General features: G+C 37.0%; 18 protein-coding genes. 8 read left to right on the forward strand and 10 right to left on the reverse strand.

The window, feature by feature from the left end; translation table 11 throughout:
* Window positions 1–534: 534 nt before the first annotated feature.
* The 8 genes from K9N40_06400 to K9N40_06435 form a co-directional block, all read right to left on the reverse strand.
* Window positions 535–1,083: a 4Fe-4S binding protein gene (locus K9N40_06400; GenBank protein MCF7814086.1), complete on the reverse strand. Its 549-nt coding sequence runs from the start codon at window positions 1,081–1,083 to the stop codon at window positions 535–537.
* A gap of 11 nt (window positions 1,084–1,094) precedes the next feature.
* The gene (locus K9N40_06405) at window positions 1,095–1,403 is read right to left on the reverse strand and encodes a pyrimidine/purine nucleoside phosphorylase (GenBank protein MCF7814087.1); all 309 of its coding nucleotides are present in this window, start codon (window positions 1,401–1,403) and stop codon (window positions 1,095–1,097) included.
* A 103-nt stretch (window positions 1,404–1,506) separates the two neighbouring features.
* Window positions 1,507–2,346 carry a GNAT family N-acetyltransferase gene (locus tag K9N40_06410; protein MCF7814088.1) on the reverse strand — a complete coding sequence of 280 codons (840 nt, stop codon included), beginning with the start codon at window positions 2,344–2,346 and terminating at the stop codon, window positions 1,507–1,509.
* The gene (locus K9N40_06415; GenBank protein MCF7814089.1) at window positions 2,343–2,759 is read right to left on the reverse strand and encodes a GNAT family N-acetyltransferase; all 417 of its coding nucleotides are present in this window, start codon (window positions 2,757–2,759) and stop codon (window positions 2,343–2,345) included. The genes K9N40_06410 and K9N40_06415 overlap by 4 nt, the downstream gene beginning before the upstream one ends.
* Before the next feature lie 65 nt (window positions 2,760–2,824).
* Window positions 2,825–3,028 carry a sulfur carrier protein ThiS gene (thiS, locus tag K9N40_06420; GenBank protein MCF7814090.1) on the reverse strand — a complete coding sequence of 68 codons (204 nt, stop codon included), beginning with the start codon at window positions 3,026–3,028 and terminating at the stop codon, window positions 2,825–2,827.
* A complete protein-coding gene (thiF, locus tag K9N40_06425; GenBank protein MCF7814091.1) occupies window positions 3,025–3,633 on the reverse strand; it encodes a sulfur carrier protein ThiS adenylyltransferase ThiF in 609 nt (202 codons plus the stop codon). Before thiF ends, thiS begins: the two co-directional genes overlap by 4 nt.
* A 53-nt stretch (window positions 3,634–3,686) precedes the next feature.
* A complete protein-coding gene (locus K9N40_06430; GenBank protein MCF7814092.1) occupies window positions 3,687–5,864 on the reverse strand; it encodes an aldehyde:ferredoxin oxidoreductase in 2,178 nt (725 codons plus the stop codon).
* Window positions 5,864–6,286 (reverse strand): 4Fe-4S binding protein, encoded by a 423-nt coding sequence (locus K9N40_06435; GenBank protein ID MCF7814093.1) that lies wholly within the window; start codon window positions 6,284–6,286, stop codon window positions 5,864–5,866. The genes K9N40_06430 and K9N40_06435 overlap by 1 nt, the downstream gene beginning before the upstream one ends.
* A gap of 238 nt (window positions 6,287–6,524) precedes the next feature.
* Between K9N40_06435 and K9N40_06440 the strand changes: the two genes are divergently transcribed.
* The 8 genes from K9N40_06440 (at window position 6,525) to K9N40_06475 (ending at window position 18,735) form a co-directional block, all read left to right on the forward strand.
* On the forward strand, window positions 6,525–7,283 hold the full coding sequence (locus K9N40_06440) for an NAD+ synthase (GenBank protein MCF7814094.1): 759 nt from the start codon (window positions 6,525–6,527) through the stop codon (window positions 7,281–7,283).
* A gap of 138 nt (window positions 7,284–7,421) precedes the next feature.
* Window positions 7,422–8,606: a tetratricopeptide repeat protein gene (locus K9N40_06445; GenBank protein MCF7814095.1), complete on the forward strand. Its 1,185-nt coding sequence runs from the start codon at window positions 7,422–7,424 to the stop codon at window positions 8,604–8,606.
* Between the two features lie 388 nt (window positions 8,607–8,994).
* A complete protein-coding gene (metG, locus tag K9N40_06450) occupies window positions 8,995–11,040 on the forward strand; it encodes a methionine--tRNA ligase (protein MCF7814096.1) in 2,046 nt (681 codons plus the stop codon).
* Window positions 11,041–11,071: 31 nt separating this feature from the next.
* Complete coding sequence (locus K9N40_06455; protein ID MCF7814097.1) at window positions 11,072–11,953, forward strand: sensor domain-containing diguanylate cyclase; 882 nt, start codon at window positions 11,072–11,074, stop codon at window positions 11,951–11,953.
* 33 nt (window positions 11,954–11,986) lie between these two features.
* Window positions 11,987–13,852: an amino acid permease gene (locus tag K9N40_06460; protein MCF7814098.1), complete on the forward strand. Its 1,866-nt coding sequence runs from the start codon at window positions 11,987–11,989 to the stop codon at window positions 13,850–13,852.
* Window positions 13,853–13,896: 44 nt separating this feature from the next.
* A complete protein-coding gene (gene miaB / locus K9N40_06465) occupies window positions 13,897–15,165 on the forward strand; it encodes a tRNA (N6-isopentenyl adenosine(37)-C2)-methylthiotransferase MiaB (protein MCF7814099.1) in 1,269 nt (422 codons plus the stop codon).
* 33 nt (window positions 15,166–15,198) lie between these two features.
* A complete protein-coding gene (locus tag K9N40_06470; protein ID MCF7814100.1) occupies window positions 15,199–16,998 on the forward strand; it encodes a tetratricopeptide repeat-containing sensor histidine kinase in 1,800 nt (599 codons plus the stop codon).
* 3 nt (window positions 16,999–17,001) lie between these two features.
* Complete coding sequence (locus K9N40_06475; GenBank protein ID MCF7814101.1) at window positions 17,002–18,735, forward strand: PTS sugar transporter subunit IIA; 1,734 nt, start codon at window positions 17,002–17,004, stop codon at window positions 18,733–18,735.
* Between the two features lie 248 nt (window positions 18,736–18,983).
* Here the strand turns inward: K9N40_06475 and K9N40_06480 are convergent, their stop codons facing one another.
* On the reverse strand, window positions 18,984–19,343 hold the full coding sequence (locus K9N40_06480) for a NusG domain II-containing protein (GenBank protein MCF7814102.1): 360 nt from the start codon (window positions 19,341–19,343) through the stop codon (window positions 18,984–18,986).
* A gap of 186 nt (window positions 19,344–19,529) precedes the next feature.
* A complete protein-coding gene (gene amrS, locus K9N40_06485; GenBank protein MCF7814103.1) occupies window positions 19,530–20,504 on the reverse strand; it encodes an AmmeMemoRadiSam system radical SAM enzyme in 975 nt (324 codons plus the stop codon).
* Window positions 20,505–20,659: the final 155 nt, after the last annotated feature.

Below are 20,659 nucleotides of genomic sequence, written 5' to 3' on the forward strand. Positions count from 1 at the left end.
TTGCTATTTTTTTCCCCGCGATAAATCACGGGGCTATTCAATTCGGACTCGACTTCTGAAAAGCAAAGCGATACTGGAGTTGATGACGAGTTAAATCATTAGATGTGTCCTGAAGTCCAGACGGAACTGAACTCCAGTATAAAATATTCTTTCCGACAGCTTCTCTTGAGAATACTGGAAATTGCTGTCGGAAAGTTTTTTTTTTCAACTTTACGAAATCAACTCTGAAGAAATCGAAATAGAAGGTTTCGGAAAGTATAGATGCCGAAGGCGGAGGGGTAAAGAATGAAATTAAACAACCTGGGTTTTGAACGTCATTTGGGCTAAAGCCCTTTTTCTTTTTTCATCTCTATACCCCGCGATAAATCACAGGGCTATTCAATTCGGACTCGACTTCTGAAAAGCAAAGCGATACTGGAGTTGATGACGAGTCAAATCATCACATGTGTTCTGAAGTCCAGACGGCACTGAACTCCAGTACAAAAAAAGGATCAACTAAAAAGCTGATCCTTAAAAAAATAATCTGGGAATTTCTTATTCCGAAATACTTATTGTATTTGTTGGGCAACCCTGAAATTTATTACCATCACCATTGGCACAAATTCCGCAGGCAATGCATTTTTCAGCATCGATAACTGCTTTTCCCTTTACCATAGAAATTGCATTTGTCGGGCAATTGCTGACGCATAATCTACAGCCGATGCAGTTTTTTTGATTTACCACATAGAATTCATTTGCAGTAGCATCTTCCCACAAAGCCTTTCCCTCAGCATCCAGAAGTTCAAGTGTAACTTCATTATAAACGATTTTGTAGGCATTAATTTCATCGTATTCAGTTAGGATGCCGCTAACGATGATATCGGCATTCTTTTCCAAAGTAATTTCGTTTTCAGTTAGAAATTCTTCCGGCGCCAGTTTGAGCATGAAAAAATCCTCACCTGTGTTCAGATACCAGTCACCACCGATATTTTTGATAGTACCGGAAAACTCTGCAAGTTCCTGAGTTTCTGCTTGAGAAAATATGTTCAGTGATAGCACGAACATCAGCATCAGAAAAGTAAGTATTACAAATCTGTTTTTCATTTTTCTTTCCTTTAACAAGAGCAGTTGCAGCCGCAATCTTTGAAATAACGGCAGAGATATGTCGTATTATCTTCTACTTTTACTTTGAATTTCTTATTCGCTTGCACTGTAAATGATTCCATCGGTCCATAACTCTTCCATTCCTTACAATCAGGCAATTGAATTGTGAGTTGACCAGTCAGCACTGTCATAACTTCTACCTTTGAAGTTCCAAACTCATATTCTCCGGGTGCCATTACACCGATTGTCGCTTCGCTTTTTTTATCGATAAAAGCAATTGACCTTACTTTACCGTCAAAATATTCATTTGTTTTGAACATTTCTATCTCCTTATGAAACTATTTATTAATTCTATTTCGTATAATTTTTCGCCATTTCTGGGGTCAAGTAATTTGTTTAACACCGTTAAGGGTTTTATCATTTCTACCTAAAATTATATTCCTGCATATCGCAAACAGGTTCAAAACCAATTCTTTGATAAATGCTGTTGGAAGTAGGATTGGCAAGATCAGCAAAAAGTGTAATATATTTATATCCTGAATCAAGAAGTTTCCTGCTGAATTCTGCTACCAGAGCCGAAGCATAACCTTTTCTGCGATGTTCAGGTGGAGTGTAAACCATGCTTATACTTATGCCATTGATTGTCGGACGAAATTTCCCAACTAAACTCACAGGAATTGTATCTTCCCAAATTGCTAACTGCTGTCTTTCAATTTTTCTTGTTATTGATTTTTCTATTTCTTTGGAAGGCGCATCTGGAACTGCTTCGTTGTGAAATGCTACAGCCCATTTGCAGAGCAGTTCAAAATCATTCTCATCTGCCAATCTCATTTTTCCATTTGGTTGTTTTGGAAATCTAATTTTATCTAATTTGTAGATTCTTTCGGACATTCCAGGAGAGTAATCAATATTTTCTCTTTTCTTCCAAACTTTGGCAAATTGACGAGAAGTATTATTTGCAGCCAGAACTCCGGGAATGTTAATGTTTCTTTTTACATCTTGTGCAATCGGCTCCAATTGTTGTGAAGGATCTTTTAACTTGCTGTAAAGTAATAATTTATATGGTGGAGTGCAGACGGCAATAGTTTCAATGTTTCCGTTATTTTCGACAGCTCGCAAATATTTTTCTGGATATATCTCAGGATCATTTTTCAGAATAAATGCTAATCCAATGATCAAGTTATTTTCTAATTCAAATTCCCTTAAGATTGGTAGAGTTTTTTCCAGAAAAGGATCAACATTATCAAATTTTAAAAGTTTCATTTATATCTCAATCTTATTTCCATACCAGGTGCATTCTGCGGTCTGGAAACAAAACCGAATTTCTTGTAAAATTCTATCTTTCCATCAGCACAAAATAGTTGGATATCTCTAATTTTCAATTCTTTACATTTTGTCATTAAATTCTTCATGATCTTGCTGCCGATTCCGTTTCGTTCAAATTTTGGAGATACGATAACATCAAATAATACAGCATGAGCAATTCCATCGGACAGCATTCTGCCGAGACCAACAAATTCATCTTTGTGATAGGCACAAACAACGTAATAGCTGTTTTGAAGAGCTAGGTAAAGTTCAGATGAAGTAAGTTTATAATCTTCGTTCCAGCCGGTTGTGATAAAAAGGTCGTAAAATTGATCGGCTTCCGGAAGATCGTTCTTGAAATCAATCTTCATTTTCCCACCGTCTCAAAGTCACCAAGTCCCAAAGTCTCAATGTCCCAAAGTCTCCAAGTCTTATATTATCCGCCACTGATGAGATGGATGACTTTCACATCTGCTCCCGCGGGTATCGTAGTTGAATCATAATCTTTTTTTCGCACCAGTTCCCCGTTCACCTTAATGACCAGCATTTTAAAGGTATAATTCATTTTCTGCAGAACATCGGTGATGGTCATTCCTTCCAGCCAGTCGACCTCATTACCGTTAACGGTTATTTTTTTCATAAATCCTTCAAAAGTATTTCCAAAACCAGGTTTACCTGCATATTGGCAACAATTCCCACTCTCGGTGCCATAGGGGAGATACCGCTTTGTAATTCAGTTTGCTCATCTCCACAGATATAAAGATTTTCCAATTTTCTTGTTTTGAGCAGTTCATTCCTGCCCCAGCCAGCCAGTCCGGAAGCAGCAATAATCGGTTTTTGGGGAAAATGTTCCAGCCAGCAATCGATCAGCATTTCCTTCATCTCGGCTTTATCAAAAGCTTCTACCATGATGTCTGCATCTTTAAAAATCTCTGGAATATTAGCTTCGGTTAGTTTAATGTTGTAAGCTTCAAATTCGGTAAAAGTACTAATTTTAGAAAGGTTAGCTTTCAAAGCATCGGCTTTATAGTATCCAATCTGATCGATAAAAAACTGCTGTCTATTCAAGTTGGAAGGTTCAATTTTATCAAAATCAGCAAATATCAGCTTTCCAATACCAACTCTGGTAAGAGTAAACGCTGCATTAGAACCTAAACCTCCGCAACCGGCAATTCCAACAATTGAATTCTGTAATATTGGAATAATTCGAGGATCGTGGTTGGCAAAAAAATCAGATTTTTTCATTTTTCAAAAAACCTGCCAGGTTCACGAAAACCTGGCAGGTTTTGTGTTATTAATTATTTGTAGTATTTTTCCAGAACTTCGATCACACTGGGATAATCGATGCCAAGTTCCTTAATTTTTTCTATTTTAGGAACACCGTTATTATCCCATCCGCGACGTTTGTAAACTGCATCGCAGAGTTTCTGATAAGCATCTTCTCTCATCTTGCGAAGATAATTTCGTTTCTCTTCTGTAGTTTTTCCTTCGATGTCGTAATTCCATTTTTCTTTAAGCTGCTTATCGTATCTTTCTTGCCTGGATTCATATTCCTCGATCGTAACAGGACCAACAGAGCGATACGGTATCATATCGTGTTCACGAGTTCCAAATCCCATGCGAAGATTGAAAACACGCTGGAAGTTGTAAACTCTTTCAGATTGCAGGATAAGTTCATTTTTATCTATGTTCTTACCAGTTACGGAATTGAAAATATCCACATAGTTCTGAACATGGCCGGGAACTTTTGCCGGTTCATCAGTTTCAGCATTATCAGCAGGTTCCACATCATTCCAGGGAAGTTTACAAAGACCCTGCAAGCCAAACCAGGTTCGGAACATGGGGAAGTAGTGTAGAGCTTCCGCTTTATCTTCAAAAGTAGGAATCTGATTGTTTACCATATCCATGAAAATCAGCCAGGCTTCATCGTGTTGTGCTCCTTTTAGAGCCAAGCCATAACCACCTTGCATTGCCAATGATTCTTTTGTCATGTATTCAGAATATTCCATTCCTTTACATTCCATTCCAATGGCTTGCAAAAAGTCAGGATCTGCATTATATTTTTCAACGAAAAGTTTCTTCAATCTGCGAATTCCCAAACCTACTGTTTTTCCAAATCCTTCACCTTTTGCCATTTGATGCAGCATGTGAAGTGCTTCTTCACCATTTCCAAAGGAAAGATCGTAACCACCGGTAATTTCTTTATTGATTATTCCGTTTTCGTAGCATTCCATAATAAAAGCCATGCAGGTTCCAAAGGAAATCGTATCGATTCCGTAAGTGTCACAGTAGAAGTTAGCTTCTACCACAAAATGTGGATCAAAAATTCCCATATTTGCACCAAACGCTGCTGCTGTTTCGTATTCCGGTCCATCGATGGAAACAATATCACCCTTGTAAGGGCCTGTTTTCAACGTGAATCCATCAACGCATTTTGCGCACTGCATTGTACAGCCATACCAGCAACCATCTGGAATACCCTGAGTAAACATTTCACGCCATACATTGGAAGAAATTTTGGGTGTTTTGGGATCGGAACCAAATTTATAATTATGAGTAGGAAGCAGATCATAATCGTCCATGATCTCTACTAAATGCGCCGTTCCCACGTGTCGCATATCGCACTGTTTATCATCTTCTTCATAAAGTTCACGATGATATTTTGCACCAACTTCTTTGATCTTTTCCAGATCTTCTACCTGATTATTATTTGCATTCAGACCACTGAATTTACATACTACAGCTTTAATTTTTTTATGTCGGAAAAGCGTTCCCAAACCACCACGGCCAGCTTGCTTCAAGCGAGCTACCTTTCTGCGACGATCATAGAAACTGAAATTAAGACAGCCGAAAAAGCTGTTTTCCGCACCAGTTCCTGCACTTACAGTTGCAATAGATTTCATATCCATTTCATTTTTGGCAAAAATGTCGCACATCTGTTCTGCTATCAGGTGGGAATTCACATCTTCTTCGGGAGCTTCAAATATTTGAATTTTTCCTTCATCACCGTTGATGTAAACAATTACATCTTTTTCTGCAATGCCCTGCAACTCAATGGCATCCCAGCCAGAAAATTTAAGATAAGGGCCAAAATATCCTCCAACATTACTATCAACAGGAGCTTGAGTAAGTGGTGAAATTCCGCAAACTATTGATTTCCCAGTTCCAGGATATTGTGTAATTCCACCCATCGGGCCGGCAGAAATACAAATTTCATTTTCAGGAGAATCCCATTTTGTGTTTTCATTAACTGCGTCCCACAGAAGCTTCAAATTGAAACCGCGACCACCGGTAAAGTTTTCTTTCATATCTTCTTTTAATGGCTTTGTTTCAATTTTGTTTTCGCCAACATTAATGTGTAATGTTTGACCGGCATATCCTTTTACCAGGGGTTTTATATCATAATTAAATTCTGCCAGAAGTTTATGAGCTTCTTTTATCTTCTTTGGATCGTATGGCTTGTTATAATAGTTCATTAGAAATGCCTCCTATAAAATACTTTCTCTAAGGGATCGGGTTGATCTTGGATAGAAAGCGCATCTGCTGGACAGGTTTTTACGCACAATCCACAAGCGATACATTTGAATGGTTTTGGCTCATCCTTGACTGTAAACATCGATAATGTAGGACAGAAACCTACGCAGGATAAACAACCTACACATGTTTTTTCATTCAATCTGATAATGCCTTTTGCATCACGAGTCAATGCTTCTACCGGACAAACCAGTGTGCATTCGCCGCATTGGATGCAGGCGTTTCCATGAAATCCGTCTTCAACTTTTTTGATCTTGATTCTTGATTTTTCTCTGTTTTCTTCTTTGAACCAGGTTTTGGAACAAGTTATTTCACAAGTTCCGCAACCAATACATTTGGATTTATCCCAAACTAATACTTTCATAAAACCTCCACTTATTAAAAAAGACCTTCCGATTATGGATGTAACAAGATGTAAATCTAAGCAAGTTGACAAAGCGAAACTTAAATCAAAAGGGCAGATGTCAAGCAGTTTTTGATAATTAAATTTGAATATAATATTAATTATAAATGCTGTGAAATTATTGCTTGACCATAAATCTTGTACAAAAGTAATTGCTATGATTTTGAAAATTAGTGTGTTAGGAAATTTAGGAGAAAAAATGCGAAACCTGAATTATGATTTTGAAATTGAGAAAATAGTAAAATTCATCAAAAGACAGCTCAAAAATGCCGGATTCAAGAAAATTATTGTTGGGCTTTCCGGTGGTATCGATTCTTCTGTTACTGCTGCTCTGGCTGTAAAAGCAATTGGAAAAGAAAATGTTTTCGGTGTTTTACTACCTTATAAAACCAGTCATCCAGATAGCCTGAAACATGCATTGGTGGTGGCTAAGCTGCTTGAAATCGAACATCGTATTATTGATATTTCGCCAATGGTAGATGCTTATTTCAATTCGTATGAACCGGAAGCTGATTTTTTGAGAATTGGAAATAGAAAAGCTCGGGAAAGAATGTGCGTTCTGTATGATCTTTCGGCCAAGAAAAAGGCACTTGTAGCCGGAACCGGTAATCTTTCGGAACTGATGATAGGTTATTGCACGCAATATGGCGATGGCGCTTGTGCTTTTGAAACAATTGGAAATCTTTATAAAACTGAAGTTTTTGAGATTGCTGGAATTTTGGGCATTCCAGATGAAATTATTAATAAAAATCCTACCGCAGATTTGTGGGAAGGGCAAACCGACGAAGATGAAATGGGGATTACCTACAAAGAATTAGACGAAATTTTATTCCAAATGCTGGAAGAGAAGAAGACTGATGAACAGCTGATAGATAGCTTCGGAAAGGAAAAGATCGAAAAAGTGAAACACATGATAAAAATTTCGGAATTTAAACGTAATGTACCTCCGAGTCCGTGATTCTCACCTTCTCAATGGTCGAACTTACGAGACCTTGAGAATGGTTTTGAAATAGTCGTATTAAAATTAAAAAATTAAGAACACATTCAGATGAACCTTGCAGGTACAATCTGAAGAGTTCAATAAATAGGAGCAAAATTGAGTTTTTTTAAATCGGAAAAATGTAGTATTTGTAAAAAACATAAAGGGCATCGTTTCTGTTTCAGAAAAGGCAAAGACATCTGCTGGCAGGATTGCAACCTGATGCGGGTTGATGGCAAATGTCCACAGGAATGTGAATATACTATTCAAAAGACAGATGCTCTGCAATTGAAGACTAAAGCAGATTCGATCATGGAATATCAGGATCTACTAAAGAAACAAATGGATCGCTGGATCTTATTACCTCAGGAAGTGTTTGGTGGTGAAATGCCAAAAAATATGTCTGAATCGGAATCCGGCAGAAAAAGGTTAACTGAATTCTTGAATCAATTTCAGATCAATCCAGTTATACCTCTAAATTATTTAAAAGAAAAGCTTTCACTTGTTAATCTTAAAGTAATTTCTCAAGAAAAAAATTACGAAGACATTGCTGTTGAATTTTTGAACTTAATAATTTTACAGGAATGGGAGAAAACAATTGATTTTCTGAAGCATAAAGTAGTTTATCAAGATAATGAATTTAAAAGCAATTATATCAATAGATTAGACAGCTTAAAATATTTAAAAAAAGCAACAGATTTCTTCTTGATTTCATCTGCTCTTTCCGAGGATAAAAAGAAAGCACTGGTATATTTTGATTTGAATGGAAAATATGATCTAACTCTGCTCCTGGAAAGGCTGGATAACTCCTGGATAGTATTACAGAAGATATTTGGTAAACCGGAACTTGCCAATTCCGAATCTCAAGCCAACCAGCAGATCGCGATCATGCTTTCCAAAAACAAGTTATCAGACGCTTTTGAACTCTTGAAAAAGTATTCTTCGATTTATGTAGATTCAGCAGATATAAATTATTACTGGGGAATGTATTACATGTTCAGCAATAACACCAGAAGAGCTGCGTCATATCTTTTGAATTCCATTGAACTCGATCCTGACTTCCTGGAAGCAAAAGCACTTTATGCTACTGCAATTTTGCAGGAAAAACAAACTGAAAAAGCTAAAAAACTATTCGAAGAAATAATCGCAGCAAATCCCAAAGAGATTAAAAGTATGAATAACCTGGCTTCAATTTACATCGAAGAAGGAAATAACGAAAAGGCCCGAGAGCTACTTCAGCAGTGTTTAAAAATTGATCCTAATTTTGTTTATGCGAAGAAAAATCTGGAAAAATTAAATTAATTCACCTTCTCAATGGTCGAGCCGAAGCGAGACCTTGCGAATGGTGAAAAGAGAACAAGCAACAACAACCATTGCGGAGGTTTCGTTCCTCAACCATCCACAAGGTTTTACAAATGGTGACGAAAACTAATAATTTGGGAAGCTCAAAAAAGCATTCTTTAATGATTATTATTTAATATATCAAATAATTTCATTGACATAAAATTGAGCTTAAAAGCTTGATAACAAAAATTTGTGGAAAAGGTAAAAAATTTGAAAATAAAAGAAGAATTTCATGTGGAGGTAGAGGTGAAGACAAACTTGCAACAATCGAACAGAATCGTTGTCAACGCCTTTATAATGCCTTTCGAAAAGGATAATTGAAATTAATAATTCGAAAGGAGAAAACATGAAAAAAGAAAATACGAAAGAAAAATATTTAGTAACCAGTGCCCTTCCATATGCGAACGGACCTTTACATATCGGACACGTAGCTGGTGCATATTTACCGGCAGACATTTTTGTAAGATTCCAAAAGATTCTGGGAAATGATGTTCTCTACATCTGTGGAAGCGATGAACATGGAGCTCCCATTTCCATCAAAGCAGAAGCAGAAGGAGTTACTCCTAGAGAGATTGTAGATCGTTATCACGAAAGTATTAAAAAGAGTTTTGATGGTTTGGAAATTGATTTTGACAACTTCTCAGGTACGGCTCGCAAACCTCATGAAAAACTGGCTCAGGAATTTTTCCTGAATCTCTATGAGCGTGGTTTTGTAACTCAGAAGACAACAAAACAGTGGTTCGATACCGAAAAACAGCGTTTTCTGGCAGATCGATACGTGGAAGGTGAATGTCCTTTCTGTGGCTCTGAAGGAGCTCGCGGAGATCAATGCGATTCCTGTGGGAAATTGATCGATGCGGTGGAATTGAAGAATCCAGTAAGTAAAATTTCGGGTTCCAAACCTGTAATCAGAGAAACAACCCACTGGTATTTAAACTTACCAAAATTCGAAAAAGAATTGAAAGAATGGCTGAATACAAAATCTTACTGGAAAGATAATGTTCTCAATTTCATCAATAATTTTTTAAATGAAGGGCTGCTGGAAAGAGCCATAACCAGAGACATCGACTGGGGTGTTCCAGTTCCACTGGAAGATGCTGATAAGAAAGTGCTTTATGTTTGGTTTGATGCACCGATCGGTTATGTTTCATCAACAATAGAATGGGCTCAAAAATTCGGAAAACCTGATCTCTGGAAAGATTATTGGCTCGATAAAGAAAATACCAAACTTATCCACTTTATCGGCAAAGATAACATTATTTTCCACACTATCTTCTTCCCATCTTTCCTGATGGAGCAGGATAAACCTTATGTTCTTCCACACGATGTTCCCGCCAATGAATTTCTAAATCTGGAAGGACGTAAGATGAGTACCAGCAAGAACTGGACGGTGTGGGTAAACGATTTCCTGAAATACTTTGATGGAGAATATCTGCGCTATTATCTGGCAGCAAATGCTCCCGAAACCAAAGACAGCGATTTTTATTGGAAGGAATTTCAGCAAGCCATAAATAACGATCTTGCGAACATTCTGGGAAATCTGGCAAATCGTGTTTTTGCCTTTAGTAAAAAGTATTTTGATGGTAAGATAACAAAGCCAGAAGAATTTTCTGAGACTTCCCAAAAAGTATTGAATGAAGCTGAAAAACTTGTGAATGAGATAAAAAATTCATATCAAACTTATCAAGTGCGCAAAGCCTCAAAACTATGCGTAGATATTGCTCGGATCGGCAATAAATATTTCGATGAAACTCAACCTTGGAAGTCAATAAAAGAATCCGAAGAAAAAGCTAATGAAACGCTTTACGTTTGTGCCGAACTGCTTAGATTAGTTTCGATCACTTTTTATCCAATCATTCCAAAAAGCAGTAAAAAACTAAGAGATTTATTGGGAATAAGTTCAAAAATCAGATGGGAAAATATTGATGAAAATATTGATCAATATTTTATTGGAGAAATTGCACCACTTTTCAGAAAGATCGATGATGAAGAAATTGATAAACAATTGGAAATGTTGAAAGCTGCATCAAAAGCAGCGGAAAAACCCAAATTCAACGAACATAAACCACAGATAACCTATGAAGATTTCATGAAACTGGAATTCCGCATTGTGAAAGTGTTGGAAGCTGCTAATATCCCCAAATCCAAGAAACTACTAAAGCTGAAAGTTGACGTGGGAAATGGTGAACAGAGAAGCGTTGTAGCAGGTATTTCGCAACATTATGAACCAGAAGAAATGGTCGGTCGAAAAGTGCCGATGCTGATAAATCTGCAGCCGAGAAAGGTGATGGGTGTGGAATCTCAAGCCATGATTTTGGCAGCTCATGATGAAGAGAAATTGACAATTCTGGTTCCCGAAAAAAATGTGAAAGAAGGAAGCGAAGTTTCCTGATAAAACAAGATAAAGGTAAGTTGGAGATAAAATGAGTAATCAAGAAAATTATGAAGGTGTATTTCAGAATTCGATCGATGCTCAGGTCATTATTGATCCTGATTCTGGTAATATTATCAAAGTAAATGATGCTGTTTTGGATCTGTTCAATCTTTCCGAAGAGGAAATTATTGATAAGAATTTCGATAAAATGTTTCTGCAGGAAGTGGAAAAGCCCTCACCAAAAGCATTTATGCAGAATGCCGCTTTTCGTGACGGGGTTATCTTTCGTGAATTTCGCAATAATAAAGGCGAAGTTATTCCTGTGGAAATAATTTTCTCTCTGATTCCCTGGTCTGGAAAAACTGCAATGCTGGCTTCCATGCGAAATATTCGAGAAAGAAAGGCAGCTGAACTTGAACTGGCAGAAGCCTATCGAAAACTGGAAATTCTTTCCCGAACAGATCCCTTGACCAATTTGGCAAATCGTAGAGCTCTTCTGGATAATATGAACCATGAAAAATTCAGATTCGAAAGAAGCCATGAAACTTTTTCAATCATTATTTGTGATATTGATAATTACAAATTCATTAACGATAATTATGGGCATAATGCCGGAGATTTTGTACTGAAAGAAATCGGTAATATCATGATTAATAAGCTTCGTAAACAGGATATCGTTGGACGCTGGGGTGGCGATGAATTTCTGATGATTCTTCCTCAGACTAATGTGGATGGAGCCAGAATTCTGGCCAACATAATTCGTGAAAGAATCGATTCTCATGTGTTTAAATACAAAGATTTCAAGATAAAACTCACCATGTCTTTTGGTACATCGGAATTTAAAGAATCTTTCAGCATTCATGAATGTATTCGATCTGCAGATGAAGCTTTGTATCAAGCTAAAAAAGAGGGCAAAAATAAAGTTAAATAATCTTTTGTTAACTAATTTCAAACCAAGGTATTGATGCCCAACTTGAAAAGAGAATTAAAATTTATAGATATTTTCAGTATTGCAGCCGGTGCAATGATCAGTTCCGGCTTATTTATTTTACCAGGATTAGCTTATTTCAAATCTGGTCCAGCCATTGTTGTAGCATATGTTATCGCTGGAATATTAGTTATTCCAAGTTTGTTAAGTCAGGCAGAACTTTCCACAGCAATGCCCAAATCCGGTGGAGCATATTTCTTCATTTTTCGTAGTATGGGAGCTAATTTAGGAACACTTGCAGGCTTTTCTTCCTGGTTTTCTCTGGCTCTGAAAAGTGCCTTTGCCTTGGTGGGAATTGGAGCTTTTACCTCTTTGGTTATACCCGAAATCACCATTTTTCAGATCAAGCTTATCGCGGCAGCTTTCTGTATTTTTTTTACAATAATAAATATTTTTGGAACCAAACACGCTGGCAGAATGCAGGTTCTCATGGTAATCTTTTTATTTACGATCCTGATTTTTTATGTCATCATCGGCATTCCGAAAATAGATAATAATCATTTTGATGTTTTTATGAAAGGAAACCTGCGAACCTTGTTTATGACTGCTGGAATGATCTTTGTATCATTTGGTGGCCTTACCAAAATCGCCAGCGTTGCCGAAGAAATAAAAAACCCATCCAAAAACATTCCACTGGGCATGATAGCAGCTTTCCTGGCAGTTACAACTATGTATTTTCTGGTGGTTTTCGTCACAGTAGGTGTGTTGGGCGATGGTCTGCTGAAGAGCGCCCAATACGATTATACTCTAACTCCGATCAGTGATGGAGCTCAAATAATTATCGGAAATGCAGGAACCTTTATTTTAGCTATCGCCGCACTATTGGCTTTCTTTTCCACTGCCAATGCGGGTCTTCTGGCAGCCTCGAGAAATCCGTTGGCTATGAGCAAAGATCAGCTTCTGCCAAAATTTTTTTCTAAAATAAATAAAAAATTCAATACACCGATAAATTCAATTTTATTTACAAGTCTTTTTATGATTCTGGTTATATTTCTACCTTTGGAAACATTAGTTAAAACTGCATCAACAATGATGTTGTTATTGTTTTTGTTTGTGAATGTTTCGGTAATTATCATGCGGGAAAGCGGAATTCAAAATTACCGTCCCAAATTCAAATCTCCACTTTATCCCTGGCTGCAAATATTTGCAATTGTAGTTTATGGTTTTATTATCGTGGAAATGGGTAAAACTCCACTGCTGATAACAGCTGTTTTTATTGCCGTCAGTTCGATTTGGTTTTTCTTTTACGGCCGCATTCGAACCAACCGGGAATCGGCTTTAGTGCAAATAGTTAAAAGAATAAAAGACAAGGATTTACATACAACATCTTTAGAAAATGAATTAAAAGAAATTATTCGCGAAAGAGACAATATTCAGCAGGATAGATTTGACGAACTGATCGAAAATGCCATTGTTGTAGATATCAAAAAATCAATGAAAAAGAAAGAATTCTTTCATCTGGTTGCCGAAAAATTGTGTGATAATATTGCTCTGGGTTGCGAAAATTTTTATCAGTCTCTTTTGCAGCGCGAAGAAGAAAGCTCCACGGTTCTTTCAGAAAACCTGGCAATTCCGCATATTATCGTAGAAGGAGTTAAGAAGTTTTCCATCCTGATGGCTCGCTGCAAAGAAGGAATTCATTTCTCGGAAGAAGCGCCCAAGGTGCAGATCGTATTTGTGATCGTAGGAACCAAAGATGAGCGAAATTTTCACCTGCAGGCTTTGGCTGCCATTGCGCAAATTGTGCAAAATGTTAATTTCGAATCTAAATGGCTGAAGGCAAAAAACACAGAAGCTCTGCGAGATCTGGTGCTTTTGGGTGAAAGAAGAAGGAAATTATAAATTTGAAAAAAGTATCAGTTTTTCTGGAAACATACGGTTGTCAGATGAATGTGGCAGATAGCGAACTAGTAACTTCAATTCTAAATGAAAAAGACTTCGAAACTGCAGATTGCATCGATGAGGCTGATGTTATAATTTTCAATACCTGCTCTGTACGCCAGCACGCTGAGGATAGAGTCATCGGACGCATCAATAACGAATCAGCGCGAAAACAGCAGAAGAAAGATCTTAAGATTGGCGTTATAGGCTGTATGGCACAAAGACTGGGAAAATCGCTACAGGAACAGAACAATAAAATAGATTTTGTAGTTGGAGTAGATCAATATAAAAAACTGCCCGAAATAATTTCCAATCTATTTGAAAATCCGCATTTTGAATATGATACGATAGTTAATAATCAGGAAATTTACGAAGATCTTTATCCGATCCATACAGGAAAATACAATGCGTTTATCACGATTATGCGCGGCTGCAACAATTTTTGTTCATATTGCATCGTTCCCTACACTCGCGGCAGAGAACGCAGCAGACCAGTACAAGAAATTTTAACAGAAATTGATAAAGTGGGAAAGCAAGGATTTAAAGATGTAACACTTCTGGGTCAAAATGTGAATTCCTACAATTTTGAAGAAGTAAACTTTGCCGAATTGCTGCGTCGGGCAAATCAAATTGAGAGTATAAAAAGAATACGGTTTGTAACTTCTCATCCCAAAGATTTATCCGATGAAGTGATTGAAGTGATGGCAGAATCGGAAAAAGTGTGTGAACATCTGCATCTTGCTATGCAGAGTGGAGATGATGAAATCCTGAAAAGAATGAATCGTGGTTACACAGCAGAACATTATTTCAATATCGTGCAGAAACTGCGCAAAGCAATGCCGGAGATTGCTATCACAACTGATGTGATAGCTGGTTTTCCGGGTGAAAGTGAAGAGCAGTTCCAGAGAACTTATGATCTGATGAAAATTATCGAATTCGATTATGCTTTTACTTTTAAATATTCACCCAGAACGGGAACCAAAGCAGCTGAATTCACCGACCAGATTCCAGAAGAAATCCGTTTAAAGCGTTTACAGAAACTTATCGATCTGCAGCAGAAGATCACTCAAAAAAAATATCAAGATCAAATAGGTAAGATGAAACAGATCTATGTAGAAAAGGTCAGTAAGAAATCAGATAAAGAGCTGGCAGGAAAGAGCCGAGACTTCAAAATAACAGTTTTCCCGGGCGATAAATCATTGATAGGAAAGTTTGTCGATGTAAAGATTATCGAAGCCACAGGTTGGACTTTGCGTGGTTCAATGCAGTTTTAATAAGCCTATTATGAATAAAGATTGGTGGGAATTATGACAGATCCAAGAAATCATTTGATTAAAGAACTGGCCTACGCATCTCATAAAAGAAAAATTAAAATATTGAAACAGCTGGCGCAAAATACAGAAAACAAGTTCGATTCAAATTCGATCCAATTTGCTACACGATTGATCCTTGACTTAAAACCATCTGATGTCGATGAAAGAATCTGTGATATAGCTAATTCAATTTCTCAGCATTACAAAGATAAAGGATTGCATGACAAGTCATTAGAATATGCCAGAAAAGCTGTTGAATTAGCTTCTGAGATCAGTTATAAAAAAGGATTGATCACAGCTAATTTGAAACTTGCATCTGCAAATACGGTTTTTGGAAATTACAAAGAAGCCCTGGATGCTTCTTTCAATGCTTTACGCCTCAGCGAAGAAATAAATAACAAATCTTCGATCTCGCAATCTTTGAATAATATTGGTGTAATAAACTGCCACACAAACAAATATGAAAATTCTCTGACCTTCTTCAAAAGATCGCTGGAAATCAAAAGAGAACTTCATGATGAAGCCGGAATAATAAACGTATATCAGAATCTTTCGCTTGTATACAACAGGCTCGGTAAAATGGAAGAAGCCCTAAATTACGCAAAGAAAGTTCTTCAACATCACCAATCATTAAATAATCAGCGCGGAATTGCGCAGGCATATAATAACATGGGCATAATTTATTCAGGTTTAGGAGAAACAAATAAAGCCATAGAATATTTCAGAAATTGTCTTACAATCAAAAAGGAATTGGGAGACGACTGGCGCATTTGCAACACACTAATCAGCATAGCAGAATGTCATAAACAGAATTCTCAGATCGAAGCAGCGATTCATTCCTACCTGCAGGCGCAGGAATATGCGATAAAAGTGAATGCAACCGATCTATTATCAGCCATTTATCAGGATTTATCCGAACTACATTATCAGAAACAGGATCATCAAAAAGCTTATGAATATTTGAAAAAGCATATAATTGAAGATAAAAAAATTCGTAATACAGAAACCGAAAAACAGATTACAGAGTTAAGATCTAAATTCGAAATGGAGAAAAAAGAAAAAGAAAATGAGATATATCGACTAAAAAATATCGAGTTGGCAAAAGCAAATGCTACCAAAGATAAATTCTTTTCGATCATTTCTCATGATCTGCGTTCTCCTTTTGCTTCCTTAAAAGGTTATACAAATCTTCTGCTGAAGCGCATTGATGAGTTTTCCAAAGATGATATTATCAAATTTACTGAAGATATCAACAAAACGATTCAAAGCACCAATCAACTTTTGGAGAACCTATTAACCTGGTCTCGTTTCAATACAGATGAAATGCCCTTTAAGCCCGAAAGTTTGGAATTACATAAAATAGTTCAAGATATCTCAAAATCGCTCTCTTTGAATTTTAAATTAAAAGATCTTCATTTTGAAAATTGGATCACAAAAGAATTATCTGTTTTTGCCGATCAAGAGATGTTAAAAACCATACTTCGCAATCTAATTTCAAATGCTGTGAAGTTTACTCCCGAAAAAGGAAAGATAGTTATAAATGCCTCCAAAGTTGGCGATTATGTCGAAATCACTGTAAAAGATAACGGAGTTGGTATCGATAAAGATAAAATCAAAAGACTTTTCAGTTTGAACAACAAACAAACAACCCGCGGCACAAATTATGAAAAGGGAACAGGTCTGGGACTGATCTTGTGTAAAGAATTTGTGGAAAAAAATGGCGGAACAATAAATGCAGAAAGCGTTGTAGGAAAAGGAAGCATCTTCACGATGACAATTCCCGCCAAGAGATAATCGATGAATAATTTTTTAGATCATTTAAATTCCTGGATTCAGCGCGAAACTGTTCTGATAACCGATCCCAATCCGCTAATTGTTCTTGCAGCTTTACTTCTAACCGGTTTTGTTTTTTCACGGCTGGCAAGAAAATTTCATATTCCCAGTGTTACTGCACAAATCTTTGGCGGCATCATAATCGGGCATTATGCACTGAATATTTTTGATGTAAATGCTTTTAACAGTTTCAAATCGATCACCGATTTCGCTCTGGGTTTTATCGGTTACACAATTGGAAGTCACCTCAATTTCAATCATTTGCATAATGCCGGAAAGCGCATTTTCCTGATCACGATCTCTGATGTTATCATTACTCCGATCATCGTTTTTCTAACGCTTTTTTATCTGGGAAATCTGCCATTCAGCATCAGTCTTTTAGTCGCCGTGATCGCCATTACAACTGCTCCGGGTTCCACTTTGCACATTGTCAAAGAAAAGCGTTCCAAAGGAATTTTCACCAAAACTCTGCTGGCTGTGATCGTTATCAACAATGTTCTCACAATCTTCATATTTTATCTGGCATATTATTTTTTATTCTACAAATTTGGAACTGGTGATGTAAAACTTCTGGCGACGTTTGGGAAAGCACTTCTCTTGCTGCTGGAATCTGTGATCATAGGTGGTTCGGTTGGTTTTGGGCTCATCTACATCACCGAAAAAAGAAAGACACGTTCATCCTTTCTGGCGCTGGTTATTCTGGCAATCGTGATCACAGCGGGAACATCGGAATTTCTGCATTTATCGGGAATTCTTTCCAGCCTGGTTCTGGGTGTGATAATTTCCAATTATTCACGTTATAGAAAAACTTTATTTACCGCTTTCAAAGATATTGAAACTGAAGTATTCTCACTTTTTTTCGTGCTGGCAGGAACGCATCTCGATCTGCTGGCTGCCAAAGCAGCCGGATTTGCCGGATTTTTGTTCATTATCAGCAGATTGGCAGGGAAGACGATCGGACCCAAAATAGGTTCTTATCTGGCAGGTTCCACTCAAACTATCAAAAAAAATATCGGTTATGCACTTTATCCGATCGCCGGAGTTGCCATCGGTCTTATTCTGCTAATCGAAAATAATTCCTTTCTCTCTGAACATTCCTCGCAGATTACAGCGATAATTCTTACAGCTGTTGTGGTAAATGAACTTCTGGGACCGATCTTTACCGGAAAAGCAATCAAGAATGCTGGTGAAGAAGATAAGAATAGATTACGTTTGATGGATTTTTTGCAGGAAGAATTTATCAAGATCGATTTGAATTCCACGGATAAATGGGATGCTCTGAATGAATTAGCAGAGTTCATGTATAAAACTCATAAAATTGATGAAGTTTCTTATGCAAATTTGAAAAAATCGATAATTAACAGGGAAGAGGAAATTTCAACTGGTATTGGAGATAATCTGGCAATTCCTCATGCCATAATTGATGGTGGTCCGAAAATTCGAGGAGTTATCGGTGTAACGCAAAAAGGTATCGAATGGGATGCGATCGATGAAAAAACGGTAAATATTATCTTTCTGATCGCCACGCCGAAAGGTCATCACGAGCTGCACCTGCACGTTCTGGCAAATATTGCCAAAATATTTGGTCATCACCCACACATAAAACAACAGATCATCAAAGCCAAAACTCCCGAAGAAGTTTTTGAAATTTTACAAGCTGAAGAGGTGGAAGAACTGAATCCTTACTTTGAGGATTGATAATTTCTCGTCGTATTGATTCTGCTGGATGATTTTAAATCACAGATCACAGAATCTCAAACTTACAAATAAATACCAAAAATCAAATTCGAAAAGCGAGACTTCTGCAATGTTGAAATCGAATTCTGAAAAGTCTGGTGATTACAGAGAAATAACACGACAACAATGACAACCACGAAAACAATCACAACCACGACAACTAAAATTCACTTCGTCGCGCTGCTTGGCGAATTTCGTGGCTGCTATTATCATCTCGTTATCAGCATTTCTTCTTTTTTGCTTTTTATCACAATTGAAATTTCGTTTGGAACGCAGATAATTGGTAGAGATTCACTCCAGCCCTGCTGCACACAATATTGATGAGCACAGGTATTTTGCTTCATCCTGATTTTTCCGTTGGCACTTTCAATTCGTATTCCTTCTTCCAGATCGATGATTTGATCTTCATTCAAAGAAAAAGTACCAAGAAGTTTGTTATGATAATGGATTTCTACTTTTCTTGATGTCAGCTCTGATCTCATGTTTGCAAACAAAATTCCGGAAATTAATAGTAGGATGAATATCAGCACAAAATCGGCTTTGGTAAACAATTTTATGATGTTTTTCATTTTAACTAAACTGTTCCTTTTGCCAAATTTTTCCCCTGCAAAGGGGAAAAGTTCTGTAATTCTTGCATCTTTGCATTCTCAGAACAAAGAGGTTATTTTCCAAATCCTCATTCCTCCACTGTCGAACAGCTCCCTTGAAAGGAAGCGAATAAGGAAAATTGTTTTTTTACTTTATTTACAACTTTTTCAGTCAAATTCTCCATAAATCTCTTTTCCGCAAGTTGGGCATTTTCCTTTAATAATCTCACATTTTGTTGCGTATGATCGGTCGATCAGCTTTACTCCACATTTGGGACAGTAGGTTGTTCTATCGGTCATGATGTTTCCCAGATAAACGAAGGAAAGTTTCTTTTCAGCTATCTTTTTTGCTCTTTCCAATATTTCGATAGAAGTTGCTGAATTCGTCATCTTGTAAGTGGGATAATAACGAGAAAAATGCACCGGAATTTCAGGATTCACGGAAGCCATGAAATCGGTAAGTTTTTGAATGTTTTCTTCCGAATCGTTTTCATCTGTAATTAACAGGTTAGTAACTTCCACATGGCAATGGTCAGCAGCAGTACGAATTGTTTCCAATACCGGTTCCAATCTGCCACCACAAATTTCTTTGTAAAATTCATCATCCATCGATTTCAAGTCGATATTCAGGGCATCGATGTGGGGAAGAAGCTCAAGTAATGGTTTCTGATTTATAAAGCCATTTGATACTAAAACAACTTTTATATTATTTTCCTGCAATACTTTAGCTGCATCCAAAACAAATTCAAACCAAGTGAAAGGTTCTGTGTAGGTAAAAGCAACAAAATTGCAATTGTGTTTCCGGCAGATCTGAACAATTTCCTCCGGAGCAATCTTGCGAGTAGGCACGGTTTGCTGGCTAGATTGGTAATTCTGACAGAATTGGCAGGATAGATTACAGGAATTTGGTCCCAATGATAAAATTGGAGAAACGGGATAAAAATGATAAAGTGGTTTTTTTTCCATGGGATCGATACTTATAGACATTGTATTACCGAAATTTGTAGCATACAATTTTCCATCTACATTTTGTCGTGATCGGCATTTTCCTTTTTCATCGGGTTTGATAACACAGAAATGCGGACACAAAATGCATTGAACCATTTGATTTTCTAATTTTTTGTAATATTCTGCTTCTTTCATAATCACCGCCTAAACCGTTGAAACGGTTTTTAAATATTTATCATTTCATCTTCTTTCACCCACGACTGAAGTCATGGGCTTTGGATAAATTATACATCAATTAAATAACTATCTCAGCCCACGATTTCAATCGTGGGTTTTGTAAAAACACGAAA

The sequence above is a fragment of the Candidatus Cloacimonadota bacterium genome (assembly GCA_021734245.1).
Classification (GTDB): Bacteria; Cloacimonadota; Cloacimonadia; order Cloacimonadales; family TCS61; genus B137-G9.

Bases quoted from the DNA above. Each gene is read 5' to 3' on its own strand.
- K9N40_06400 (MCF7814086.1), bottom strand. From the start codon at position 1,083: ATGAAAAACAGATTTGTAATACTTACTTTTCTGATGCTGATGTTCGTG.
- K9N40_06405 (MCF7814087.1), bottom strand. From the start codon at position 1,403: ATGTTCAAAACAAATGAATATTTTGACGGTAAAGTAAGGTCAATTGCT.
- K9N40_06410 (MCF7814088.1), bottom strand. From the start codon at position 2,346: ATGAAACTTTTAAAATTTGATAATGTTGATCCTTTTCTGGAAAAAACT.
- K9N40_06415 (MCF7814089.1), bottom strand. From the start codon at position 2,759: ATGAAGATTGATTTCAAGAACGATCTTCCGGAAGCCGATCAATTTTAC.
- thiS (MCF7814090.1), bottom strand. From the start codon at position 3,028: ATGAAAAAAATAACCGTTAACGGTAATGAGGTCGACTGGCTGGAAGGA.
- thiF (MCF7814091.1), bottom strand. From the start codon at position 3,633: ATGAAAAAATCTGATTTTTTTGCCAACCACGATCCTCGAATTATTCCA.
- K9N40_06430 (MCF7814092.1), bottom strand. From the start codon at position 5,864: ATGAACTATTATAACAAGCCATACGATCCAAAGAAGATAAAAGAAGCT.
- K9N40_06435 (MCF7814093.1), bottom strand. From the start codon at position 6,286: ATGAAAGTATTAGTTTGGGATAAATCCAAATGTATTGGTTGCGGAACT.
- K9N40_06440 (MCF7814094.1), top strand. From the start codon at position 6,525: ATGCGAAACCTGAATTATGATTTTGAAATTGAGAAAATAGTAAAATTC.
- metG (MCF7814096.1), top strand. From the start codon at position 8,995: ATGAAAAAAGAAAATACGAAAGAAAAATATTTAGTAACCAGTGCCCTT.
- K9N40_06455 (MCF7814097.1), top strand. From the start codon at position 11,072: ATGAGTAATCAAGAAAATTATGAAGGTGTATTTCAGAATTCGATCGAT.
- K9N40_06460 (MCF7814098.1), top strand. From the start codon at position 11,987: ATGCCCAACTTGAAAAGAGAATTAAAATTTATAGATATTTTCAGTATT.
- miaB (MCF7814099.1), top strand. From the start codon at position 13,897: ATGAATGTGGCAGATAGCGAACTAGTAACTTCAATTCTAAATGAAAAA.
- K9N40_06470 (MCF7814100.1), top strand. From the start codon at position 15,199: ATGACAGATCCAAGAAATCATTTGATTAAAGAACTGGCCTACGCATCT.
- K9N40_06475 (MCF7814101.1), top strand. From the start codon at position 17,002: ATGAATAATTTTTTAGATCATTTAAATTCCTGGATTCAGCGCGAAACT.
- K9N40_06480 (MCF7814102.1), bottom strand. From the start codon at position 19,343: ATGAAAAACATCATAAAATTGTTTACCAAAGCCGATTTTGTGCTGATA.
- amrS (MCF7814103.1), bottom strand. From the start codon at position 20,504: ATGAAAGAAGCAGAATATTACAAAAAATTAGAAAATCAAATGGTTCAA.